We start from the raw sequence: 20,425 nt of genomic DNA, 5'->3' as shown, positions 1-20,425 counted from the left end.
ATGGACAATCTCCCTATAGCGGCCCTTCCAATGCTCCGATGCCTTTGCGTCATAACCGCTGCGCTCAAGGAGCGTGGCGGCCACGAGCCGCGGCATTCCCACAACAAGGGCGGTAACGAAGCGCGCCTGACCACCCACATCCTAAAACACGCCACCAATGCCTATGCCCCCACTAATGTCTGGTGGGGGGGCTGCGGGGCGTTGCGGGGCGACCTGCGTGCGTTTCGCGGCCTTGCGGCCGGGACCGGTTTGCGAAGGGCCGTTATCCGACGCGACTTTAGCCGGCTTGGCCTTGACGATGACCGGCTGCTTGCAGATTCTGCCTGAGCGCAGAAAGAGATCGCCGAGCAGTCCGACGGTCGGCTCGGGTGTCGATGCGACCTGTTTGGTATTTTTGTAATAGTCGGTGAGGGCGCGGATGGAGCCCGTGCCCCAATCGCCATCAACCTGCATCCGGTAGCAACCCAGGCGCCGAAGTTCCGTCTGAATGCTGCGCGCAAGATCGCCCGCCTTGTCCTTTTCCGCTTCGCCCGCCGATGCGCCGACAATGAGGGTTTCGAGGCCGGAGACGACGCTCTGGCGAGCGACTGCAACGCTTTCGGTTGAAGACAGATTGGCGACCTGAGTGCCGACCGGCCCCGCTGAACCGCCTGACGGCGCCGGAATCTCGACCGACCGCAACGTCTGCCCGACGATGAGAACGGCGGTCTGCAGGTCGTTGGAGGCGAGTTCGATCTGCAGCTTCTTCTTGGCGTCGGGATCGGACAGGATGCGCGACAGGCTGGCGCTCAACTGCGCCGGATCGAGCATCTGCTGTTCGGTGAAATAGAATTGTTCACGTAGGTTCGACTGGTCCCACGGAACCTGGCGGCCGACGGTGAGCGCCTCGGTCTCGTTGCGGACGCGGATCATCATGTCCGAAATGCTCAAGCCGGGGATTTCGACATTTTTCAGGAGCGCCGTGGTAAACGGGCTGTTTTCGCCGGTACCGTCGACGGTGACGTTGCCGGGCTGGGTGGCGAAGGCAACAAATGTGTTTTCACCGACCTCTACCTGTGCCAGACCGTTGGAGATGTTGGCGCCGCTGCCCAGCGGATTGTTGCGGCAGGCATCAAGGAAGATGAAGGTCTGACGGTCGCGACTGGCGAATTTGGCGATCACATCGTTCAGCTTGACGGCGTGCGCCGTCAGCTTGTCCAGGTTTTCCGGATCGGGCGTATCGATCGGCAGCAGGTAGTTTTCGCCCTGCACCTGCATGCCGTGGCCGGCGTAGAAGATCAGCACGGCGCTGCTTTCGGGCAGCTTGGCCTCGGCGGCGTGGAAAAGCTTGGCGAATCCATCGGCGGTGAGATCGGTTCCGGTCAGAACCTCGAAATTCAGCCGCTTGAGACTATCGGACAGTTTCGTCGCGTCGTTCACCGCATTGGCGAGGTGCTCGAGACGCTTGCTCTGGTAGTTCGTGTTGCCGATGATGATCGCCAGCCGGTTGCGCGGCTGTGGCGAGGCGTTCTGCTCGACCGCGGCGCGAACGCCGACCGTGCTCAGGATCACGAAAAGTATCAGCAACGGGATGCGCAAGAAGAATCCGTGGCGATGGGTCATATCGGCATGCTCGTTCCAGCCTGCGTCAATCTTGATCCGGCAGCCTTCGAACGCACCACACGCAAACGCAATCCTGCCTGAGCGTCTGGACTCCGTACCGTCAAAGGCCAGCAAATTTTTATACCAAGTATCCTGTCAAAGATAGGAAAAAGGGATTTGTATGCAGCCACTGGACTGTGGAGGGCACGATGCCGATCAAGATCAACCTCGCGCTGCCGGTTTATGGAGCAGCCTACAAAAGCGTGTTCGTTCGCAGCCTTTTCACGGCCCTGACCCACAAGAGCCTGTCCAGCTACGCCTTCACGCTGTCGGAAATCGAGTACACGGATATCCCGTTTTCCCGGAACTATCTGCTGACGAATTTCTACTACAACAAGCCCGATTGCAGTCACATCCTGATGATCGACAGCGACATGGGCTTTTCGCCCGATCTCATCGCCGCGATGCTGGCGCTGGACAAGCCGGTGGTCGGCACTTTGTATCCCCGGCGTCTGGTCGATCTGCGAAAACTCCACTCACTGTCGACACTGCCCTTCGACAAGGCCTTCGCACAAAGCCTGGAGTTCATCGGAACCGTCGTCGAACCCCGGCAAGAGATAGGGGGCTTTGTCCGGGTATCATCATGCGGCACGGGTATCTTTCTGGTCTCCCGCGACTGCGTGACGGCGATGATCGAGAAGTTGCCCGAGACAGTGGACCGGTCTCGCTACCGAAAGAACAAGTACACCGCTCAGTTCCAGAATTTCCTGACGCCGTTCGCGAAGATCGTGACCCCGGAACTGGATTTGCCTGACGATTTTTCTTTCTGTCACCGCTGGGCGGAACAGTGTGGCGGCGAAATATGGGCAAGCTACGATCGCAAGATTGCCCATGCCGGAGACCTGACCGTTTCGGCAGCCTATTCTGATCTCTAATGTGCCCTTTGAACGGTGATACATTGGGGTAAATAGTTCGCTTCGAGCTTCTCGATCGTGACTTTGTCGCCACAGCTGGACTGATAGTCGCCCCGACGGCGAACCCCGAACCATTGCCGTAGAGCAACACGCCGCGTACACTCTCGGCGAGGCAGGTCAACGAGCCCCGATCACATGGGTGGGACCTATTTTAGTTTGTCTTAATTTGTGACGGTATCGATTTCTCGTAAGGTGGGGTCGAATGAGAGTGCCGCGCGAGGCCTATCAATTGGCGGGAGTCTCGCTGCTTGCGTTAGCGGCAGCGTCCACGTTCCAAATATCTGGCGCAGCGGCGTGCTCCGCCACTGCAAACGGCGACGGCGATCCGTTCCAGACGACATCGGTTACGGTGGAGTGCAGGACGACCGGTGATTTTCAGGACATCGATGGCGTATTCACCACCCGGTTCAATGGGTTCCAGAACTCGTCGGAGATCGAGATCAATGACTACGATGGCAATGGCGACGACATCGTAAGGATTTTTGGCGGCGAGTTGACCGACGATGTGTCGACAACGCCCAGTGTAGGCGGCCTGCCTGCGGAAGGGTCGACCTCCTTGCAGTCGGCGGATGGGACGATCCAGCTCCTTGGCGGCAAAGACCAATTCGAGATGTTCTATGGGGATTACTTGGGCGAGCCGTTCGCCCCCAACGTCAGGGCCAATCTCGATACCGGGGCGGGCGATGACACCGTCGTCATTCAGGCCGGCAGCATTCAGGACATCAACCTTGGAGATGGTGCCGACAGGGCCGAGATATCCGGCGGCGCTACGCAGGTCGGTGATGTGACCGGCGGCGTTGGGGACGACGAGATAACAGTCGGTATCCTCGAGACCGGGGAGGGCGTTTTTTTCAGCGCGCCAACCGTCGGTATTATCTCTGGGGGCGGTGGCAGCGATACCATCACCATAGGGGGAGGCAACGTCGAGGCCGTGGATGCCGGGGCCGGCGACGACCAGGTCAGCATTAGCGGCAATACCGCAATCGAATTAGATGTCGATGGAGAGGCCGGAAACGACACAATAACGGTCAGTGGCAACGCCACCATCGGCGGCAGCATATTCGGCAACGACGGCGACGACACCGTCAACATCAACGGCAGTACCATAGGGTCGACCACGGCGCCGGGCCGCGTCGATCTCGCGGATGGCGCCGACATTTTCAACATGACCGCGGGTCATGTGACCGGTTCGGTATTCGGCGAAGGCGGCGGCAACACCTATACGGTCAGCGGCGGTAGGATTGACGGTTCGATCTATGCTGGCAGCCAGAATGACAGCGTCTCGATCTCGGGCAGTGCCAGCGTAGGGATTGATCCTGAAGTGGGCGGACCGGATTCCGTCGGACTGGAGGGTGGGAACGACGCCTTCACCATGACGGGCGGCACGCTCGCGGGGTCGGTGAGCGGTGGTGCCGGCAATGATATCATTGCGCTGCATGGCGGTATCATAAACAGCTTTCTGGAAGGCAACGACGGCAACGATCAGATATTCGTCTCCGGCGGTGTGCTTGCGGGAGAGGTCATCGGCGATGTCGGCGACGACCTGATTGTGATCAGCGGCGGTACTGTCGGATCAACCGTTTCCGGCGACGACGGCAACGACACGGTGCGTATTCTGGGCGGCACGATCGGTACCGCAGCCGCGCAGGCCTATGTCGATCTCGGCACCGGGGTCAATATTTTCGATATGAGCGGCGGCACGGTCAACGGATCTATTTTCGGGCAAGGCGGCGGCAACACCTATACGATCAGCGGTGGCACGGTCACCGGATCGCTGTTCGCCGGCGACCTCGACGACAGCGTCACGATTTCGGGTACCGCCAACATCCAGGGCAATGGCCTCGGCGTCTTCGCGGTTGTCGTGCCGAGCGGTACCGTAGCATTGGAAGACGGCAACGACACGTTCAACATGACCGGCGGCACGGTCGGCGGTTCGGTCACTGGCGACGATGGCAACGACATCATGACGGTCAGCGGCGGTGCGATCGCCAATGCGTTGGAAGGAAATGCCGGCGACGACCAGCTGACCGTATCGGGAGGCTCGGTGGGCGGCGGCGTTTTTGGAAGCGACGGCAACGACAGGCTGGACATCAGTGGCGGCAGAATTGTCGGCAATCTCAGCGGCGGCCTTGGCGCGGATACGCTGACGGTCAGCGGCGGCGCCGTCACCGGGAACGTCTCCGGCGACGACGGCAACGACACCGTCACGGTCTCCGGCGGCACGGTCGGCGGCAACGTCAGCGGCGGCGGCGGCTTCGACAACGTCTCGGTCACCGGCGGCACCATTACTGGCGGCATCGACGCCGAGCATGTCCATCTGTCAGGCGGCACGATCGGCGGTGACATCACTGGCCTCGGACCCGACACGCTCGTCATCGACGGTATCGGCACGGTCGATCCGCTCAATCTGGGCGATGGCGTGCTGTTTAGTGGAACGAATGCCAATGGCACCGTCACCGACACCGACCTCGCGGCCGGCGGCAAGAGCCAGAACTTCACGGGCTTCGACAATTTCTCGGCCGACGCTTCCACGCTGCGCTTCAGCGGCGGCACGCAAGGCATCAACCAGCTCAACCTCGGCAACGGCTCGACGCTGTTCATCAACGGCAACGTCACCATGCCGGGTTCGATCATCGCCACGAATTCGCTGATCGACATGACGAACGGTGTCGCCAATGACGTGCTGACGCTCGGCGGACTCACCCTCAACGGCGCCCGCATCGGCCTCGACATCAACCAACAGACCGTGCAGGCGGATCAACTCGTTGCCGGCGCGTTTTCAGCCACCGGCGCCAACACCATCATCGTCAACCTGCTCGGCACGCCGCAATTCACCCAGCCTACCGATATCCCGATCATCGTCTCGACCGGCGGTCCGGTCACCGGGACCTTCAGCGTCACAGGCATTCCCGGCACACCGGGTTCGCTTTTCACTTATCAGGTCGTAACCGGCCCGAATGGCAGCGTGTTCTTGCGTGCCACGCCGGCCAATTTCGGCATTGCCGCGGCGCCGACCAGCGCCACCAACGCCGGCGCGGTCACGGTGGCAATCGACGCTCTCTACGGCATAAACCGCGACGCGCTCGATGCTGACCTCAACCTCTCGCCAGCGACCGGGTCTGGAATGGTGCCGGTTTCGGAGAGCTTCGGGGTCTTTGCCTCCGGTCAGTTCGCTCATACCGAGCATCACGGCTACAACATCACCGGCGGTGGTTTGGATGGCCCCGGTCCGAGCTTCGACGCCAATGATTTTTCGGCCGCCATCAGCCTGGATTTCAATGCCGCCAAACACTTCCAGTTCGACAATGAGTATGGCCTGAACATCGGCGTTTTCGCCGGCTACGCCTCGACCGACGTCAACCTCGGCGGGTTCCGGGGATTTGATGCCATCGGCGAAGGCACCAACAAGGCTGGCATGTTCGGCGGCTACGCGCTGTTGCGCAAGAACTACGACTACGCGCTGGTCTCGGCCTCCGGCTTCATCGGCGGAAGCGACGTGACGAACGGCGTGCTCGGCACCACCGGCAGCTATGACACCGAGGGCTATGCGGTGACGGCGTCGGTCGGCCACATCTTCAAGCTGGGCGAGCGTACCCGTTTCGATCTGCGCGGCGGCCTGCTTGGCGTTTCGTTTCGTGGCGATCCCTACACCGACAGCGGCGGCAACGAGTTCGGCAAGAGCAAGCTTTCTTTTGGCGCGATCAAGCTCGAGCCCGGCATCTATGGCGATTACACGCTAAGCAACGGCATGGTGATCAGCCCCTATGCGCGGGGCGAATTGCAGCAGCGTTTCGGCTACAAGAACACGACCGAAATCGACACCAGGGAGATCGACTTCGACGATGCCGATTTTTCCGCCGCGCTGTCGACCGGCTTCAACCTGAAGATGTCGGCCTCGACCACCGTCAACGGCGAAGTCCGTGGCAAGGCATCTTCAGACAGTTCCACCATCGGCGCCAAGTTCGGACTGAAGATCGCCTTCTAGCCGATGGCTCCGGCGATTGTCACAGATCCGAAATTCACATCACCTGGGCCGCACCACCACACGGTCAGCGGAGATGCTCGCCAAGCGAGAACAAGTGTTCTATGCTCTCTGGCCGCACCGCATGGTGTGATGTCGATACGGAAGTCTGTTGTCGCGGACAGGGGGTTCCATGTTCGAAGTCGTCGGATTCTGCTGGAAAATACCGTCGAGAAGGCGGCTCGCCACAAACACGCTTGGCTTGATCGTTGCGCTGTCCGTGTTGCTCTTGCCCGGACTGGGAACCGCGAACGCACAGGCGAACTGGACGCTCGATCCCACCGCGTCGGTGCTCACCTATCAGTCGGTCAAGAAGAACACGATCGTCGAGACCAACAAGATCAGGAACATTTCCGGCAGCCTTACTACGGCGGGTGATGCCAAAGTCACCTTCGATCTCAATTCGGTCGATACGGGGGTCGATCTTCGCAATGTCCGCATGCGGTTCCTGTTCTTCGAGACATTCAAGTTTCCGACCGCCGAACTGACCGCGAAGGTGGATCCCGCGGCGTTTGCCGACCTGGCGACCAAGCGACGTGTGAAGACTGTGCTTCCGTTTCGTCTCAACCTGCATGGAGTCGACAAGGACCTCGAGGCAAACGTCGTCGTGACCATGATCAGCGACAACATGGTGTCGGTCGCTTCGGAGGCCCCTGTCGCCGTGCATGTGGAGGACTTCGGGCTGCTGCCGAATGTCGACAAACTCCAGCAGGCGGCCAATGTGACCAACATTGTTCCGACCGCATCGGTGTCGTTCGATTTCGTGTTCACCGCCGACGGCAGCAAGCCGGCTGCTGTCCGGCCTGTTGCGGCGAAGACCGCCGACGTCGGACCCGTCGCCACCGATGCCGCGAAGGCGAACTTCAGCGACGAGGAATGCCTCAACCGGTTTGCGGTGCTCTCCCGAACTGGAGCTATCTACTTTCGAACGGCGAGCGCGCGGCTCGATACCCAAAGCCGCCCGCTGCTTGCGGAGGTCGTCGGTGTCGTTGGCAAGTGCCCGGGCCTGAAGGTCGAGGTTTCCGGACATACCGATTCCGATGGGTCGCCTGTCGAGAACGAGCGCTTGTCGGAGCGGAGGGCCGAGGCGGTTGCCGAGGCCATTGTTGCTGCCGGCATTCCTCGCACGCAGATCGCCGCGACCGGCTACGGCGAGGAGCGGCCGGTTGCCCCCAACGACACGCCGAAGAACAAGGCACTCAATCGGCGGATCGAGTTTTCCGCTACCAAGCTCGTCAACTGAGGAAGGGTCCGTTGTCCCGGTGGGTTTCGATCTGATCGCCCGTTGTGGTGGCCTTATGCGCGGCATCGGGCTTGCAGCCCTGGCATTGCTTTTGACTTTGTCGGCCGCCAATGCCGAACGCCGTGTCGCGTTGGTCCTCGGCAACTCCAGGTATCAGCATGCCCCGGCGCTGACCAATCCGGTACGCGACGCCCAGGCCATGGCCGAACGCCTGAAGAACCTGGACTTTGAAGTCGTTTCCGGCTTCGACCTGACCAAATTGCAGACCCAGACGACGATTGCGCAGTTCGCCAAGCAGGTTCGCGGCGCCGACATCGCCCTGTTCTTCTATGCCGGCCATGGGTTGCAGGTTTCAGGCAGCAACTACCTTCTTCCGGTCGATGCAGCACTTGAGGACGAGACCTCGCTCGACTTCGAGGCGGTGCCCGTGGATTTCATCTTGCGGCAGATGTCACGCGAGACCAGCATAAGGTTGATTTTCCTCGACGCCTGCCGTGACAATCCGCTTGCCGATGTGTTGGCAAAGACCGCCGGCGTCAAGGGAGCAAGGAGCGGCCTTGCCGAAATTCCGATCGAGAATGGTGGCGCGGGGACGCTTGTCGCGTTCGCCACCAGTCCTGATCAGGTCGCCTATGACGGGTCGGGCGAACATTCGCCGTTTGCTTCGGCGCTGCTCGCGCATATGGGCGAAACGAATGTTTCCATCACCGAAGCGATGAACCGCGTTACCGCCGATGTGTTCAAGGCAACCGCCGGCAAACAGCGCCCCTGGACCAACGTCTCGCTGACCACCGAGGTCGTCCTGCACAAGATCGATCTCAACGCGCCGCTGATCGTCGGCGAGGCGAGCGCTCCGCAACCGGAAGGCGGCTCGGATGGGCGCAACGCCACGGCAAATCCGGCCGGCTCCGATGACGACGCCCAACTCGCACTCAATGTGCTTCGTCAAAAGATCCCGAAGCTTGCCTCGGACGACCCCATCTTTTTCGACCACCCCATCGATTTTGGCGATCCGGAAATCGACGGCAAGAGCATTGCCGAGCTCATCAAGGGCAAGCCGCGCTTCAGTCCAGTGGAGGGGCTCGACAAGTCGGTATGGGAAGGCAAGCACTGCGACGGCTGTCATCAGTGGAACGAGGCCCGGCTGTGCGAACAGGCGAAAAATTTCGCCTCCAACGATGTCTCTGTTTTGCGCCTGCAGCATCCGCTTGGAACACGCTTCAAGGTGGCGCTGGCCAAATGGGCTCAAGGTGGCTGCAAGTAAGGCAGGGCATTGATGGCATCCATCCAGTTTGTGCCGGGGTGAATGCTTTAATACGCATCCGCTGATTGGCGCAGCGCCTCGATCTCGGCCATCTGGATGCCCATTTCGACAAAGGCCGAAAGAACGGCAAACCGGTCGGCGAGAGCGACACGTGCCAGTCCGGTCAGAATCCCGGCATTGACCGCATGGGCGGCAGGAAATGGTTGCAGGGCCGATACCATCGTCGCGGCCCCGGCCGAACCATTGTCACGCCATCCCGCAGCCAGGACAATCCAGCCGACCGGCGTCGTTGGCTGTGTCGCCGCGGCCGCACTGACTGCTGCCCGATGATGCACGCTGTCCGGTTCACCCACCCAGTCGCGGACAAGCGCGAGCAACTCGTGATCGGTCTCATCGAACAGGTCGGTCAGGTGGCTCAGGCATTCATGGGCCCACCAGACCGCGGCCCGCTCGGGAAGCAGGTAGGCACAAAATGTAATCGCTTCCTCGGGAACGCGCCCGGCGAGGAGGTCGCGGCAGAACTCGATCGAGCGCTGGTCGGTTGGAAGGGCTCTCATGTCCCGGCCAACAGCGGGACAGGCCATGAAAAGATCCCGTGCCGTTTTGAACCGGAGCCCATTGGCCATGACCGCCACGCTTTCATCGAGGAGCTTTGGCCACTCAAGCCTCGCGCACGGCGCGGGTCAAGTCTCATCCTGTGACGCGCCGACAACTCTCGGCATTGTCCGTGCCCCAAGTGTTTTGTCGACAGACAGTTGCCTTGGAATTTGGTATGATCGCGACGATCGAAATCGGATTGCTCAAACAGGAGGAGCCGCTATGCAGTGGAGCAGTTCAGCTTTTGTGTTGGCGGTCGTGTTTTTCTCGAGCCACGCTTCCGCCGACCCTGTTCAGAAATCAGAAGACATTGTGAAGTTTTTTGCCGGTGCGGCCGATCTCGGCAAGTCGCGAGGAATTTGTGTCGGCTCCGAGGAGGAGTGCAAAAGCAAGACCAAGGCAAATGACACGCCAGCAGGAAAATCCAGCCTCGACATGCTGATCAATTTCGGGCTGGATTCGGCCGAGCTCGACACGACTGCGCGCGCTGAACTCACCGAATTCGCCAAGGCCCTGAAGGACAGTCGGCTGCGCACGTTCGACTTCGTCGTCGAAGGCTACACCGACGCCACCGGCACCGTGCATTACAACGAAGGCCTGTCGCAACGACGAGCGCAATCGGTGGCGACCTTCCTAACAGCCAGCGGGATTGAGACCGCGCGCATCAATGCGATCGGCATGGGCGAAAAAAATCCTCGCAGCCCAAACCCGTACGATCCCGTGAACCGTCGCGTGGAAATGCGGATAAAGACGCAATAGGGCAATTCCAGGAAAAGTGTGAAACGGTTTTCCGTTCGGAATTGCGTTAAAACAAAGAGAGCGAGCGGTTCGTCGTCTCCGTGAAACGGTGAACCGCTCTAAAGCCCGTTCCATCCCGGTGATATCGGGCTGGGGAACATCAACAGTCTGAGACACTGATGCCGCGCGGTCAGGTTCAAAGCGTGTTCTGAATCGAGCCTATGAGGGCCGTGACGGTCTGTTTGTATTTTTCGAACTCCGGCGATGTCTGGCGGATCTCCGTGGTTGTTGTCTGCGGGCTGGCGTCGGTGGCCACGCGGCTCAGCTTTTGGCCCATTTTCCTCTCTGCCCAGTCCGCCACATAGCTGGCTGTCTTGCCGGTGAGAAACGGGTTGGCCTGGATGACGGCCGAACCCAGCACGGCGCTCAGTTGCGCCGAACCTGTCGCCGAAAGCACCTGATGCGCGCCTTCCATTCCCAGGAAATGACAGAGATACAGCCGACCGGCCGTGATCTGGTGACCGCGCGCCCGAAGATAGGCCTCGCCTTCGCGCGCCAGATTGCGCACCATCTCACGCGAGATCGTGGCGTCGTAGCGCAGGGCGAGCAGGTCGGCGGTCGACAGCGAGCGCGCAAGTTCCGGGCGGTACGTGTTCATCATCCTGATCCAGGTTTTCGTTATGAACTGCCCGGCGCCGGTCGCTGAAGAATTCGGGTTCTTGGCGCGAGCGCTGCCGCCACTTTCGACATGAACGATGCGGTCGGTGAGCGTTTCGACAGCGGAATCGTCCGAAGCGATCGCTGTAACCGTGCCCAAGGGGTCGATGGCCACGCCATTTTGATATAGTTCGAAATGCAGGTGTGGCCCGGTCGAAAGGCCAGTGGTGCCGATGTAGCCAATGATATCGCCGGCTTTCACCTTGGTGCCGACACCAGCCTCGATTGCAAATTTCTGCATATGCGCATAGCGCGTCTCGCGTCCGTTTCCGTGTGAAATCTTCACCAGATTGCCATAGCCGCCTCCATCACCCTGGAAGCTGATCTCGCCATCGAAGGCCGCTGCAATCGGCGTGCCCACCGGAGCCGCCCAGTCGACGCCCTTGTGGAGGCGAACGATCCCGAGGATTGGATGCTTGCGTGGCCCGAAGGTCGAAGTCATGACCCCGTTGACCGGCGTGACCATGCCGTTAGTCACCGTCAGCGAGCGAACCTGATCGTCACCGGTGACGCACGCAAACTGGCCGTCGCTCTGCTGGAAGACGAAACAGTCGAGGCTTTTTTCGGTGCCCTGGACGCCCACATACAGCACCCGCCCGGCACCCTCGTCCTTGCCGCGCGGAGTTTGCGAATAGATCAGCACGAGGCGCTGGTCCTCGCTTGCAAAGGCGTCCAGGTCCTGTCCTCTCGAGAGATACATGATCGCTTCGCCGATCACACCGGTCGGGACATTGTTGCGGGCCGCCGTCGAGTAGATCGCGTCGAGCAGACGATATTGCCTTTTGTGCGTGCCTTCCGCTTGCGCGCCCGAATAATTGAACAGGTCTTCGCGGACCCAGGGATCGACTCCCGACACGAACGCGCCGGCGGCGTTGCGCGTTAGCGTGCCGACAAACACGTTCCTGGCGTAGATCGAAACCTGCATGAGGGACATCGTGGCCGTCCCGCGGCTCGGCCTGAAACCGCGCATGGCAACGACATAACCCGGTTCCAAACTGTCCCGATTGAAAAGTGCCTTCAGGGCCGAGCCTGCCAGCTTGGCATCGTCGGCGGAGAAATGCGCATCAAGCACAACACTGTCCAGGCTGCGGTCGTTGAGGATCTTGACGAACGTGTCCTCGGTCGCCTCGAACCGCTGATAATCATTCGCGACGACCGCGACGCTGGTGTTGTTTTCGATCTGGGTCTTCTGGAATGCGGGAAGGGCTGCGTCGCCCGCATCGATTGTCTCGCCCCAGCCGGCTTCGGGATCATCGTCATCCGCCTTCTGGTCCGGAACTGCCGCGGGTTCCTCTGCGGTGGGCGATGGCTCAAGATCGTTCTGCAGATCGCCGGATGGCGCGGCAGCGGTCTTTCTCTGCGCCTGGAAGAATGCGAAATCCTCCTGCGTCGACGGTATCGTCGTCATGAATTTTTCGCTGGCGCTAAGCATGACGTCGGACAGAATTTCGATCTGGGGAGAAACGCCGGCCTGATCGAGTTCCGCCGGGCGCGGCATCGTTCGGCCTTTCGTTGCGGCGCCGGCATCGGGCGCCAGCGTGATCCACATCGGATCCCCGGCAAGGTCGATGATGGCTGGCACATAGACGGATGCATCGGCCGGCACATCGTCCGCGCCTTCGACCGCGTGCAACTCCTCGTCTTCGTCGCCGAACGACCAATAGTCCGCGGTGAGGTAGAAACCGGCGGCGATCGAAAGCAGGAGAACCACCGCGAGACCGGCAATAAGCCTGCGCCAAAGCGTGCGCCTGCGAAGGGCGGCGCGCGCCTGCTTTTTCTGCCTGAAGCTCGTGTCGATATTGTGAGTCACGGATTGCTTCCGGTCAGGAAGAAGGTCCAGCGGACTTGTTCGAGCGTATCGACTTCGAGAAATCTCGCCGCGATATGGCCGCGCTGCCAGCATTCATCGATGCCGCGTATCGAGAAATGTCGCCGCTCGATGCACATTTCTGTCGATCCAGTGAGGATCGCATGACCGAACACGTCCGTGGCATAGATGTAGATGTAGCGGTTCGTCAGTTCCTCGCGGATGACGTTCACGCATTGATTGGCGCCGATGGTCCACCAGCCATCGGTCTGGTCCGCATTGTCGACCTTCTGGCCGACGGCGAGATTGACGACGTCGAGTGTCTGATTGCAGACCGCGAATTCGGCGCGTGCTTCGCTGGATGACAGCACGGCCAGCAGCGCGGCGCCCGCCATGACCGCAACCCTCATGCGGCCTGTCAGGGTAAACAGGGCTCGAAGCGGATCATGCTGCTCTATGGGCAGGTCGGCAGACGAACGGGGCAAACGCGAGCGGCGGAGTTCCATCGGGCGCCCATGCTATCCGCCGAGCCGGAAATACTGGGCGGTGGCCGAGAACCGAGACCCATCGGTCTCGATTTCTTCAAGAATTTTGGGGAGCAGCACCGCGGCGGGTGTCGGCGTGGAGAACGCGGCCGCCTGAATATCATGGGTCCCCGTGATCACCATTATGATCTGCGGCACGGCCTTTCCGGCGGCTATGTCGGCCGCGCCGAGACCAATCGGGATGCTGAAAGTGGCCTTGCCCGGTTCTACGACGATGCGGTCGTCGAGATTGAACACCATGCCTTTGTGATCGATCAGCAGCACGCTGGAAACGAGCCCGCCGCGCGTCACCAGCGTGCCGCTGATCGGCGTACCGTTCGGCACCGACGTCCGATCGAGAACAAGCTGCGGCTTGTCGGCGGCGGTCTGCCCCAGAAAGCGGAGAAAATTGGTGACTTCGCATTGGTTTGGCTCGATGAGGCGGACGCTGATGTCCGGCTCGATATGGAATTTTGCCTGGAAATCGCCCAGCATGCGCTCGAATGGCTGCACCGCAGTTCCAAATCCTTCGATCGCGGTGGCCTTGTCGGTTGCCGACGTCATGGTCGCATAGAAACAGTCGCCGCCGCCGAAGTCGCGAACCCAGGAGACCCGTTGAGCGATGTCGTCGACGGCCGCGGGAACCCCTGGTTTGGGCACGTTCAACGCGACGACAGGCTGGTCGGGTTGTTTGGCTTCCGGCAGTACAGCTTTCTGACTCTCGGCGTTCGCGGTATCCGTCTGGCTTGCGGTGGGTTCAGGCGCCGGCGTGGTCGCCTTGGGCGGTGCCGGCTGGCTGGTCTGTGGCTCGGGCTTTTGGCTCTCGACAACCTCTGGCTTGGCCGGCAGCGGCGTCGAGATGCTCTCGGCGGCTGGCGGCGCTGGAGCGCTCGTGACAGGTGGCGCCGCCGACGTTTGGCTGTCGCTGGCCATTGCATCCGGCTGGATTGCCGGTGATGCCTTTTCGGGCGGCGGCTGCACATCCGTCGTTGATGGCTTCGGGGGGGCCTCGGTCGGCGAGGGGACTTCGGTGGGCTTGGCCGGCTGCGGCTTTTGAGCTGCCGCTGCGTCTTGCTGATTTTCAGCCGGCGGTGCGCTAGCCTCCGGCTGCGCGGGTGGAACTGCCTTTGCCGGCGCGGGGGCGTTCGCGGCAGTGTCCGCCGGGGGCGGCTTTGACAGCTCTGGCGCGGGCTTTGATGGCTCCCGTGCGGAAAGCGATGTGTTGCCGGCCGTCGGCGTCGCAGGCGTCATGAAGCCGCCCAGATAAAGGCCCGCGCCGGAGGCGACAGCCAGCGTCGCCAAGGCAGCGATCGCCATGGTTCGGGTCTTTGTGGATTTTCCAGGCACATGCGCCGTGACCGCGCGCGGCAGGCCGGCGAACTCCGGAGGCAGCCGTTCGGACAAATGCGCGGGCCGCACGTGCTGGACGAACGGCTGTCCACCTGGACCCGTTGCGATTGCGGCGTCGTGCCTCTCGACATTGGATGGCCGCGCCTGGATCTTGGTCTCAGGCGCAAAGGTTTCCCTGGTTCGCGGCAAAGCCGGCCGATCGCGGGGTGTGATGGACGTCGGCGGCGTTGTCCGCTCGTTGTCGTCACGCGTCATCCTGGCGATTTCCGCCATGCTGACCGGTCGGTCCTGCGGATCCGGTTGCAGCATGGATTCAACGATGTCACGAAAATCATCATTGATGTCGGAAAGATCAGGCACGGTCCGGCGCTTTTCGATGACCTCGAATTGCGATCCGCTCATGTCGATCGGCTTGCCGCGCAAAGCGGCAACCAGCACCAGCCCCAGGCTGTAGATGTCGGATTGCTCACTGACGTCGCCGCTGTAGAGCCCGAGCTGTTCGGGTGAAACGTAGTTGTATTTTCCCGCGAACTTTCCGCCGATCAGGGTCTCACCGCCCACGCTCGCCGACCGGGCGATACCGAAATCGATGATCTTCGCGCGGTCGACCCGGCCTCCCGGCAGGATGATGTTATCCGGGGAGAGGTCGCGGTGTATCGCTCCCGCCTGGTGCACGGCGCTCAGGCCGGACGCGAGGCGGTGGCAGAGCTTGCGCACATCTGCCGTCGGCATCGCGCCACGTCGCATGATGTCGAACAGCGACTCGCCGTCGACGAATTCCATGGCAAGGTAGGGACGGCCGATCCCGGGATCGATCGTGAAGACGTGGTACCGCACGACCGCGTCATGCGACAGGTGATTGAGGATCGTTGCCTCCTTGCGGAACAGCGACAAGATCGTCTGGTCACGGGCGAACTCGGGCAAGACGATCTTGATCGCGACATGGTCACCGGTCTGGATATTATGGCCACGGTAGACCTCGCCCATGCCACCGAATGCGATCCGCTCGTCGAGCTCGTAGATGCCGCTGAGTTGCGTGCCTACGGCGGTGTTGGCCATGCCGCCCGATATTCGCGTCTTATCGTCGGCGCCCATCAGCCTGAAGCCTCCGCTCTATGCGGATCTGGACGAGGCGATTGGCCATCGCGCCCGTCTCCGATCTTTACAAGCACGATCGTCACGTTATCCGTTCCGCCGCGCGCCAGCACCATGTCGAGCAGGTTCTCGCAGGCTGCCTGAGGTGTCGCCGACACCGTCGCCGCCCCGATCTCGGCGTCGGTGACATGTGCCGTCAGCCCATCCGTGCTCAACACAAAAATGTCCCCCGGCATGATTTCGCCCTGCTGGAAATCGATGACAATCTCGTCGCTGACGCCGATCGCTTGCGTGATGACATTGCGGCGCGGCCAGGTGCGCGCTTCGGCTGCGCTGATGATACCCCGGTCGATGAGCTCCTGAACTTCGGTGTGGTCTCGCGATATCTGCGAGATCGAGGCGTTGCGGATTAGATAGACGCGGCTGTCACCCGCCCACAGGCAGGCAAACCGCCCGTCCATCGCCAGCAGGGCGGCAACGGTGGAACCGATGGTTATGCCGCGAGATTCGGATATGCCCCGGATCTCGGCATTGGCCCGGCTCAGCCTGTCCTCGAAGCGCGCCCGAAGATCGGGTGCTGAGCTGGCAATGCCGATCGTTGCCAGATGATCGACGATACTGGCTGAAGCGACCTCTCCGGCGTCATGTCCACCCATTCCGTCGGCTACCACCCAGAGGCCAGTTTGTGGCTCGACCAGATAGCTGTCTTCATTCAGCTCACGGACACAGCCCTTGTGGCTCACGCCGAAGCTTTCAATGGGAAGGGCGACAGTATTCAATTTGCCACCAAGCGCTTTTCAAGCGTCCTTCTGCGGCGCACCTTTGGACGCTCGCTCGCGCCACTTTGCCACAGGCTCAAACATTAAAGTATCGAAAACTAAGGAAAACCAAGGTTCGAGCGTGTGTGGTCCGCGGATCGGCACCATGCTCAGCAGATCAACCCCATCTCAAAACGCCTTGGGACAGCTGAACCCGGAAAGCGCGGGGAGGAAGAAGGGGTTGGAGCCTGAGCCTGTCTGGAGCGTATAAGTAACGTCGCGTCCGCCGATCACGAAGCGCGCTTGCATGTTGCTGTCGTCGCCGGTGACGGCAGCCTTGTCCAGAAGCCGTTTCAGGGCCCACGGCCCTTCGAACTTGATGGCGGATTCGCGACCTGGCATTTCCGGCGTCAGGCTTAGGCTGGCGGACGCGGAAGCCGTGCCGCCCGACCAGGTGACCGCGCTTGGCGCGTTGCCCGTCTGATTGCTCTGGACGATCTGGCCTTCGGCATCGAGTATCGCCGTATCGGCATCGCCACTCAGTGAGAATGGTGTGAAAGTGATGCTGACCGAAGGCACCGAACCGCCCGATGGAAAGAAGGCGCTGCGGATTTCCGCGGCCAGCTGGAAGTCTTTCAGGGTTGATTTCGACAGGTCGCGTCCAAAGCGCGCATCCTGTTTCCAGCTCCAGTCCTGGCCGGTCATGTCGATCAGCGATGCGAGATTTTGTGCGAAGAACCGGTCCAGCAAGCCGCCCGGGGCGAACAATTTCGCGAAATCCGCCATCGCAACATCATCGGCAGCGTCGCCGGCGAAGGGATAACGGCCGTTGATCGCGGCTTCACAGGGAGCCGTGACCGTCTGGTCTAGTATCTGGTTCAAGTTGGTCACCGAGGTTTCGGCGACGTTGCCTTCGAACTCATCCGCCGTCGCGTTGACCATCCGGCCGAGTTGCTTGGGCAGGCGCGAGACATTGGCGCGAAGCGTGGCTATCTGCAGCTGCAGGTTCGAATTGACGCGCTCCGTCTGCGAAGGAACTTCGGCCGCCAGTTGCAGGCTCTGATAGATATCGCTGAAGTTCTGGGTCAGGGCATCGATAGGGCGGTGTCCGGCAGAGCCGTTCACCAGTGCCTGGAATGGTCTGAACTGCGCTTCGATGTTTGCACCTGGATTGAGGTTCGTTGCGTCGGCGGCCCCCGTGCCGGCGCGGCTTTGCGATTTGGCTGTGGCGATTTGTATGCCGATGCGGGCCAGGCCCTTGGCCGGATCCGCGGCGTTGCGCGGCGGGTTCTGAGCCGTGCCTGGTTCGATCTCGGTGCCGGGACCGTTGCCGTCACCTGGGTCCCGCGTCAGAGCTGTTTCGTTGGCGATCGCCGCAAAGAGCTGGTTCATCGGTGAGCTTGGGGAGGCAGCGGCTGAAAGCGCGATGTAGTGCGGCTTGTCCGTCAGCATCGCCTTGAATTTCAACTGGTCGAGAACGCCGTTCCACGAGGCCGCGAACTCCTTGCCGTAGCGATCGAGAAGCTCGGGGCCGAGCTTGAGCAATTGCTGGTTGATGTCGCCTTGTTCGCCGCCGCCGCCGAGAACCCACTGCTCGTCGACAAGCATCTGCGCAATGCGCGAAAGTTGCCGGAGATAGAAGATGTTGAAGCCGGAATGGGTGTAGATTCCGGGAACACGAAGCCCTGACAGATCGCTGCCATCGATGCGCTCGAACAGCAGCCGCGCTTCCGGCCCGCCTTTCTGGGATACGGAAAAATCGTCCAGCGCGGCAGCGTATGTCGCCGACTTGATCAAAGCCGAAGCTCGATCGGCAAGGCTCATACGCCCGAGAGAACGTTGAGCGGCTTCAACAAGCGGCTGGTTGAGTTCGAAGACGGGATCGTAGGCGTCGTCCAATGCCAGCATGGCGCGCAGGTGCTTTTCGAGTTGCTCGCGTCCTTCGCTGTTGTTTTTGCCTGGATATCGGTTCTGCTCCCAATCCTGCTTCATCCAGGAAACGATCAACGCGTCATCGACCTTCGGTGCCTTGCCGCCAAGCATCAGATAGATTTTCAAGGGTTCGTAGAGCGCGACAGGATCGGCCATCTTGGCTTGGATCGTCCGCTCGGTCTGGATCAGCAGGCGCGATCGGAACATTCGTTCCAGCGCCTGCCGATAGGCCGTTTTGGATGCCGAAAGAAGTCTCTCACGCTGACTGAGGCCGAACGTCTCCTTGATCGGTGTCGGCAGGTCACCGGTTTCGAACCCGGCCGGCAGATCGCGCAACTGGTCGAGCGGGCCGATGACGTTTTCAAGGTCGACATCGGTAACCGTGGCCGTCTTGAGCAATGGGGCCGCCGTCTCGCGATACTGGCCCATGGCAAGAGTTGTGGAGGCTATCAGCGATCGGTTGGCCGCAAAGCTCAGGGCGAGCGTACCCAGTGCGGCGGCAGCGATCAGCGTTATTGTGCCGAGGCCGCCAAGTCTGGCGATCGCCGCACGCCTTGCAGCCGATTTGTCATACGAAACCCATCCGGATTCGGCAAAAATGACGTCCGTCAGCAGATCATGCAAAAAGAAGCTTTTGCCAGTTCCGGAAAGGTGAGGGCGAGAATTGCCGCCGAAATTGCGGCCGATCGCGCCCAGCACCTGATCGATAGGCGTTCCCTCCTGCGTGCCTGACGAAAAATACAGTCCACGCAGGCTGACATTCACCTGGCTGCGGGTCGGATCGAACAGGCTAGCGACAAAACTGGTAATTCGACTCCTCAGCGCGCCGAACTGTGCCGGAAAGCCGAAGATGGAGATGCGCGTGACCGGATCAGCCTCTTCCTGGAGGCGGTCGGCCATCTCGTCCGCCAGTCGTTTTGCCAGCGTATCGAATTCGGCAGGGACCCCGGCGGCCATGTTCCTGTCGCGCTCCGCGGTCTGGAATGTCGCGCCCCATACCTTGCGCCTGCGTGACTCGTCGAAACCGCCGAAATAATCCATGAACCCGGAGACAAGATCGGCCTTGGTGAAAAGCAGATAGACTGGAAACTGGATTTTCAGCGTCTCGTGGATTTCCCTCAGCCGGCTGCGTATCTCGGTGACGTGGGCATCAAGCTGCGGATCGTCGAAGCTCATTAGATCGGCAAGGCTGATGGCCAGGATGACGCCGTTTATCGGTTGTCTGGTGCGGTATCTCTTGAGCAGCGACAGGAAGGCGAGCCAGCTCTTCTTGTCGCTCTCGGCATTAGAGTCCTGCGTCGTGTAGCGTCCTGCGGTGTCGATCAGCACGGCCTGGTCGGTGAACCACCAGTCGCAGGAACGCGTTCCACCGACGCCAGCCACCGGTTGGGCGTCCCCCGAACCGGCAAGCGGAAAATTCAAACCCGAATTGACCAGTGCCGTTGTCTTGCCGGCACCCGGCGGGCCTATGACGACGTACCAGGGGATCTCGTAGAGGAAGTTGCGCTTGCCGCTGGACCGTTTGAGCGCCGCCACGGCCTCATTCATGCGGGCTTCGAGCACTCCCGCATCATCATCATCGCGGTCGTCATTGTGCGCAACGACGGTTTCGAGCGCTTTTTGCGCCTTCCTCGCTTGCCAGAAACGCAGCCCGTAGAAAAGCACCAGCGTCGCCGCGATCACACCGATAATCGTGGCGCGCAGCCACGCAGGTCCCAACGGGCGGATATCGGCAAAGCGGATCAATGGCCCGGCAAACCACAGTGCCGCCGCGAAGCCGGCCAGCGCCGTCACGCTGAATATCCGCAGCAGCCAGCGCGTCAT

At 61.1% G+C, this 20,425-nt stretch carries 12 protein-coding genes; 5 read left to right on the top strand and 7 right to left on the bottom strand.

Features of this window, described 5'->3' with window-relative positions:
• Window positions 1-141: 141 nt before the first annotated feature.
• A complete protein-coding gene (locus ACSQ3L_RS27550; protein WP_436162771.1) occupies window positions 142-1,602 on the bottom strand; it encodes a caspase family protein in 1,461 nt (486 codons plus the stop codon).
• 188 nt (window positions 1,603-1,790) lie between these two features.
• Here ACSQ3L_RS27550 and ACSQ3L_RS27545 point away from each other — a divergent pair, with 188 nt between their 5' ends.
• From ACSQ3L_RS27545 to ACSQ3L_RS27530, 4 genes are all read left to right on the top strand, one after another.
• On the top strand, window positions 1,791-2,516 hold the full coding sequence (locus ACSQ3L_RS27545) for a hypothetical protein (RefSeq protein ID WP_436162770.1): 726 nt from the start codon (window positions 1,791-1,793) through the stop codon (window positions 2,514-2,516).
• Window positions 2,517-2,757: 241 nt separating this feature from the next.
• Window positions 2,758-6,540, top strand: coding sequence for an autotransporter (locus ACSQ3L_RS27540; RefSeq protein ID WP_436162769.1), 3,783 nt, complete (start codon window positions 2,758-2,760; stop codon window positions 6,538-6,540).
• A gap of 169 nt (window positions 6,541-6,709) precedes the next feature.
• Window positions 6,710-7,819, top strand: a complete 1,110-nt coding sequence (locus ACSQ3L_RS27535) for an OmpA family protein (protein ID WP_436162768.1) — start codon at window positions 6,710-6,712, stop codon at window positions 7,817-7,819.
• Window positions 7,820-7,838: 19 nt separating this feature from the next.
• On the top strand, window positions 7,839-9,083 hold the full coding sequence (locus tag ACSQ3L_RS27530) for a caspase family protein (RefSeq protein WP_436162767.1): 1,245 nt from the start codon (window positions 7,839-7,841) through the stop codon (window positions 9,081-9,083).
• A gap of 47 nt (window positions 9,084-9,130) precedes the next feature.
• Here the strand turns inward: ACSQ3L_RS27530 and ACSQ3L_RS27525 are convergent, their stop codons facing one another.
• The gene (locus ACSQ3L_RS27525; protein WP_436162766.1) at window positions 9,131-9,709 is read right to left on the bottom strand and encodes a DUF6931 family protein; all 579 of its coding nucleotides are present in this window, start codon (window positions 9,707-9,709) and stop codon (window positions 9,131-9,133) included.
• Window positions 9,710-9,902: 193 nt separating this feature from the next.
• On the opposite strand from ACSQ3L_RS27525, the gene ACSQ3L_RS27520 reads away from it, so the two are divergent.
• Window positions 9,903-10,439 carry an OmpA family protein gene (locus ACSQ3L_RS27520; RefSeq protein WP_436163543.1) on the top strand — a complete coding sequence of 179 codons (537 nt, stop codon included), beginning with the start codon at window positions 9,903-9,905 and terminating at the stop codon, window positions 10,437-10,439.
• A 175-nt stretch (window positions 10,440-10,614) separates the two neighbouring features.
• Here ACSQ3L_RS27520 and ACSQ3L_RS27515 read toward each other — a convergent pair whose 3' ends face one another.
• From ACSQ3L_RS27515 to tssM, 5 genes are all read right to left on the bottom strand, one after another.
• Window positions 10,615-12,945, bottom strand: coding sequence for a M23 family metallopeptidase (locus ACSQ3L_RS27515; RefSeq protein ID WP_436162765.1), 2,331 nt, complete (start codon window positions 12,943-12,945; stop codon window positions 10,615-10,617).
• Entirely contained in the window at window positions 12,942-13,352 is a 411-nt protein-coding gene (locus tag ACSQ3L_RS27510) for a DUF1036 domain-containing protein (protein ID WP_436162764.1), read from the bottom strand. Before ACSQ3L_RS27510 ends, ACSQ3L_RS27515 begins: the two co-directional genes overlap by 4 nt.
• Before the next feature lie 108 nt (window positions 13,353-13,460).
• Window positions 13,461-15,911: a protein kinase domain-containing protein gene (locus ACSQ3L_RS27505; RefSeq protein ID WP_436162763.1), complete on the bottom strand. Its 2,451-nt coding sequence runs from the start codon at window positions 15,909-15,911 to the stop codon at window positions 13,461-13,463.
• A complete protein-coding gene (locus tag ACSQ3L_RS27500; RefSeq protein WP_436162762.1) occupies window positions 15,911-16,690 on the bottom strand; it encodes a PP2C family protein-serine/threonine phosphatase in 780 nt (259 codons plus the stop codon). Before ACSQ3L_RS27500 ends, ACSQ3L_RS27505 begins: the two co-directional genes overlap by 1 nt.
• A 168-nt stretch (window positions 16,691-16,858) precedes the next feature.
• The gene (gene tssM / locus ACSQ3L_RS27495) at window positions 16,859-20,425 is read right to left on the bottom strand and encodes a type VI secretion system membrane subunit TssM (protein ID WP_436162761.1); all 3,567 of its coding nucleotides are present in this window, start codon (window positions 20,423-20,425) and stop codon (window positions 16,859-16,861) included.

Origin of the sequence: Mesorhizobium sp. LjRoot246, assembly GCF_964254115.1 — a bacterium.
In the GTDB taxonomy this organism is placed as follows: domain Bacteria; phylum Pseudomonadota; class Alphaproteobacteria; order Rhizobiales; family Rhizobiaceae; genus Mesorhizobium.
This window is presented reverse-complemented; position numbering and strand designations above follow the sequence as displayed.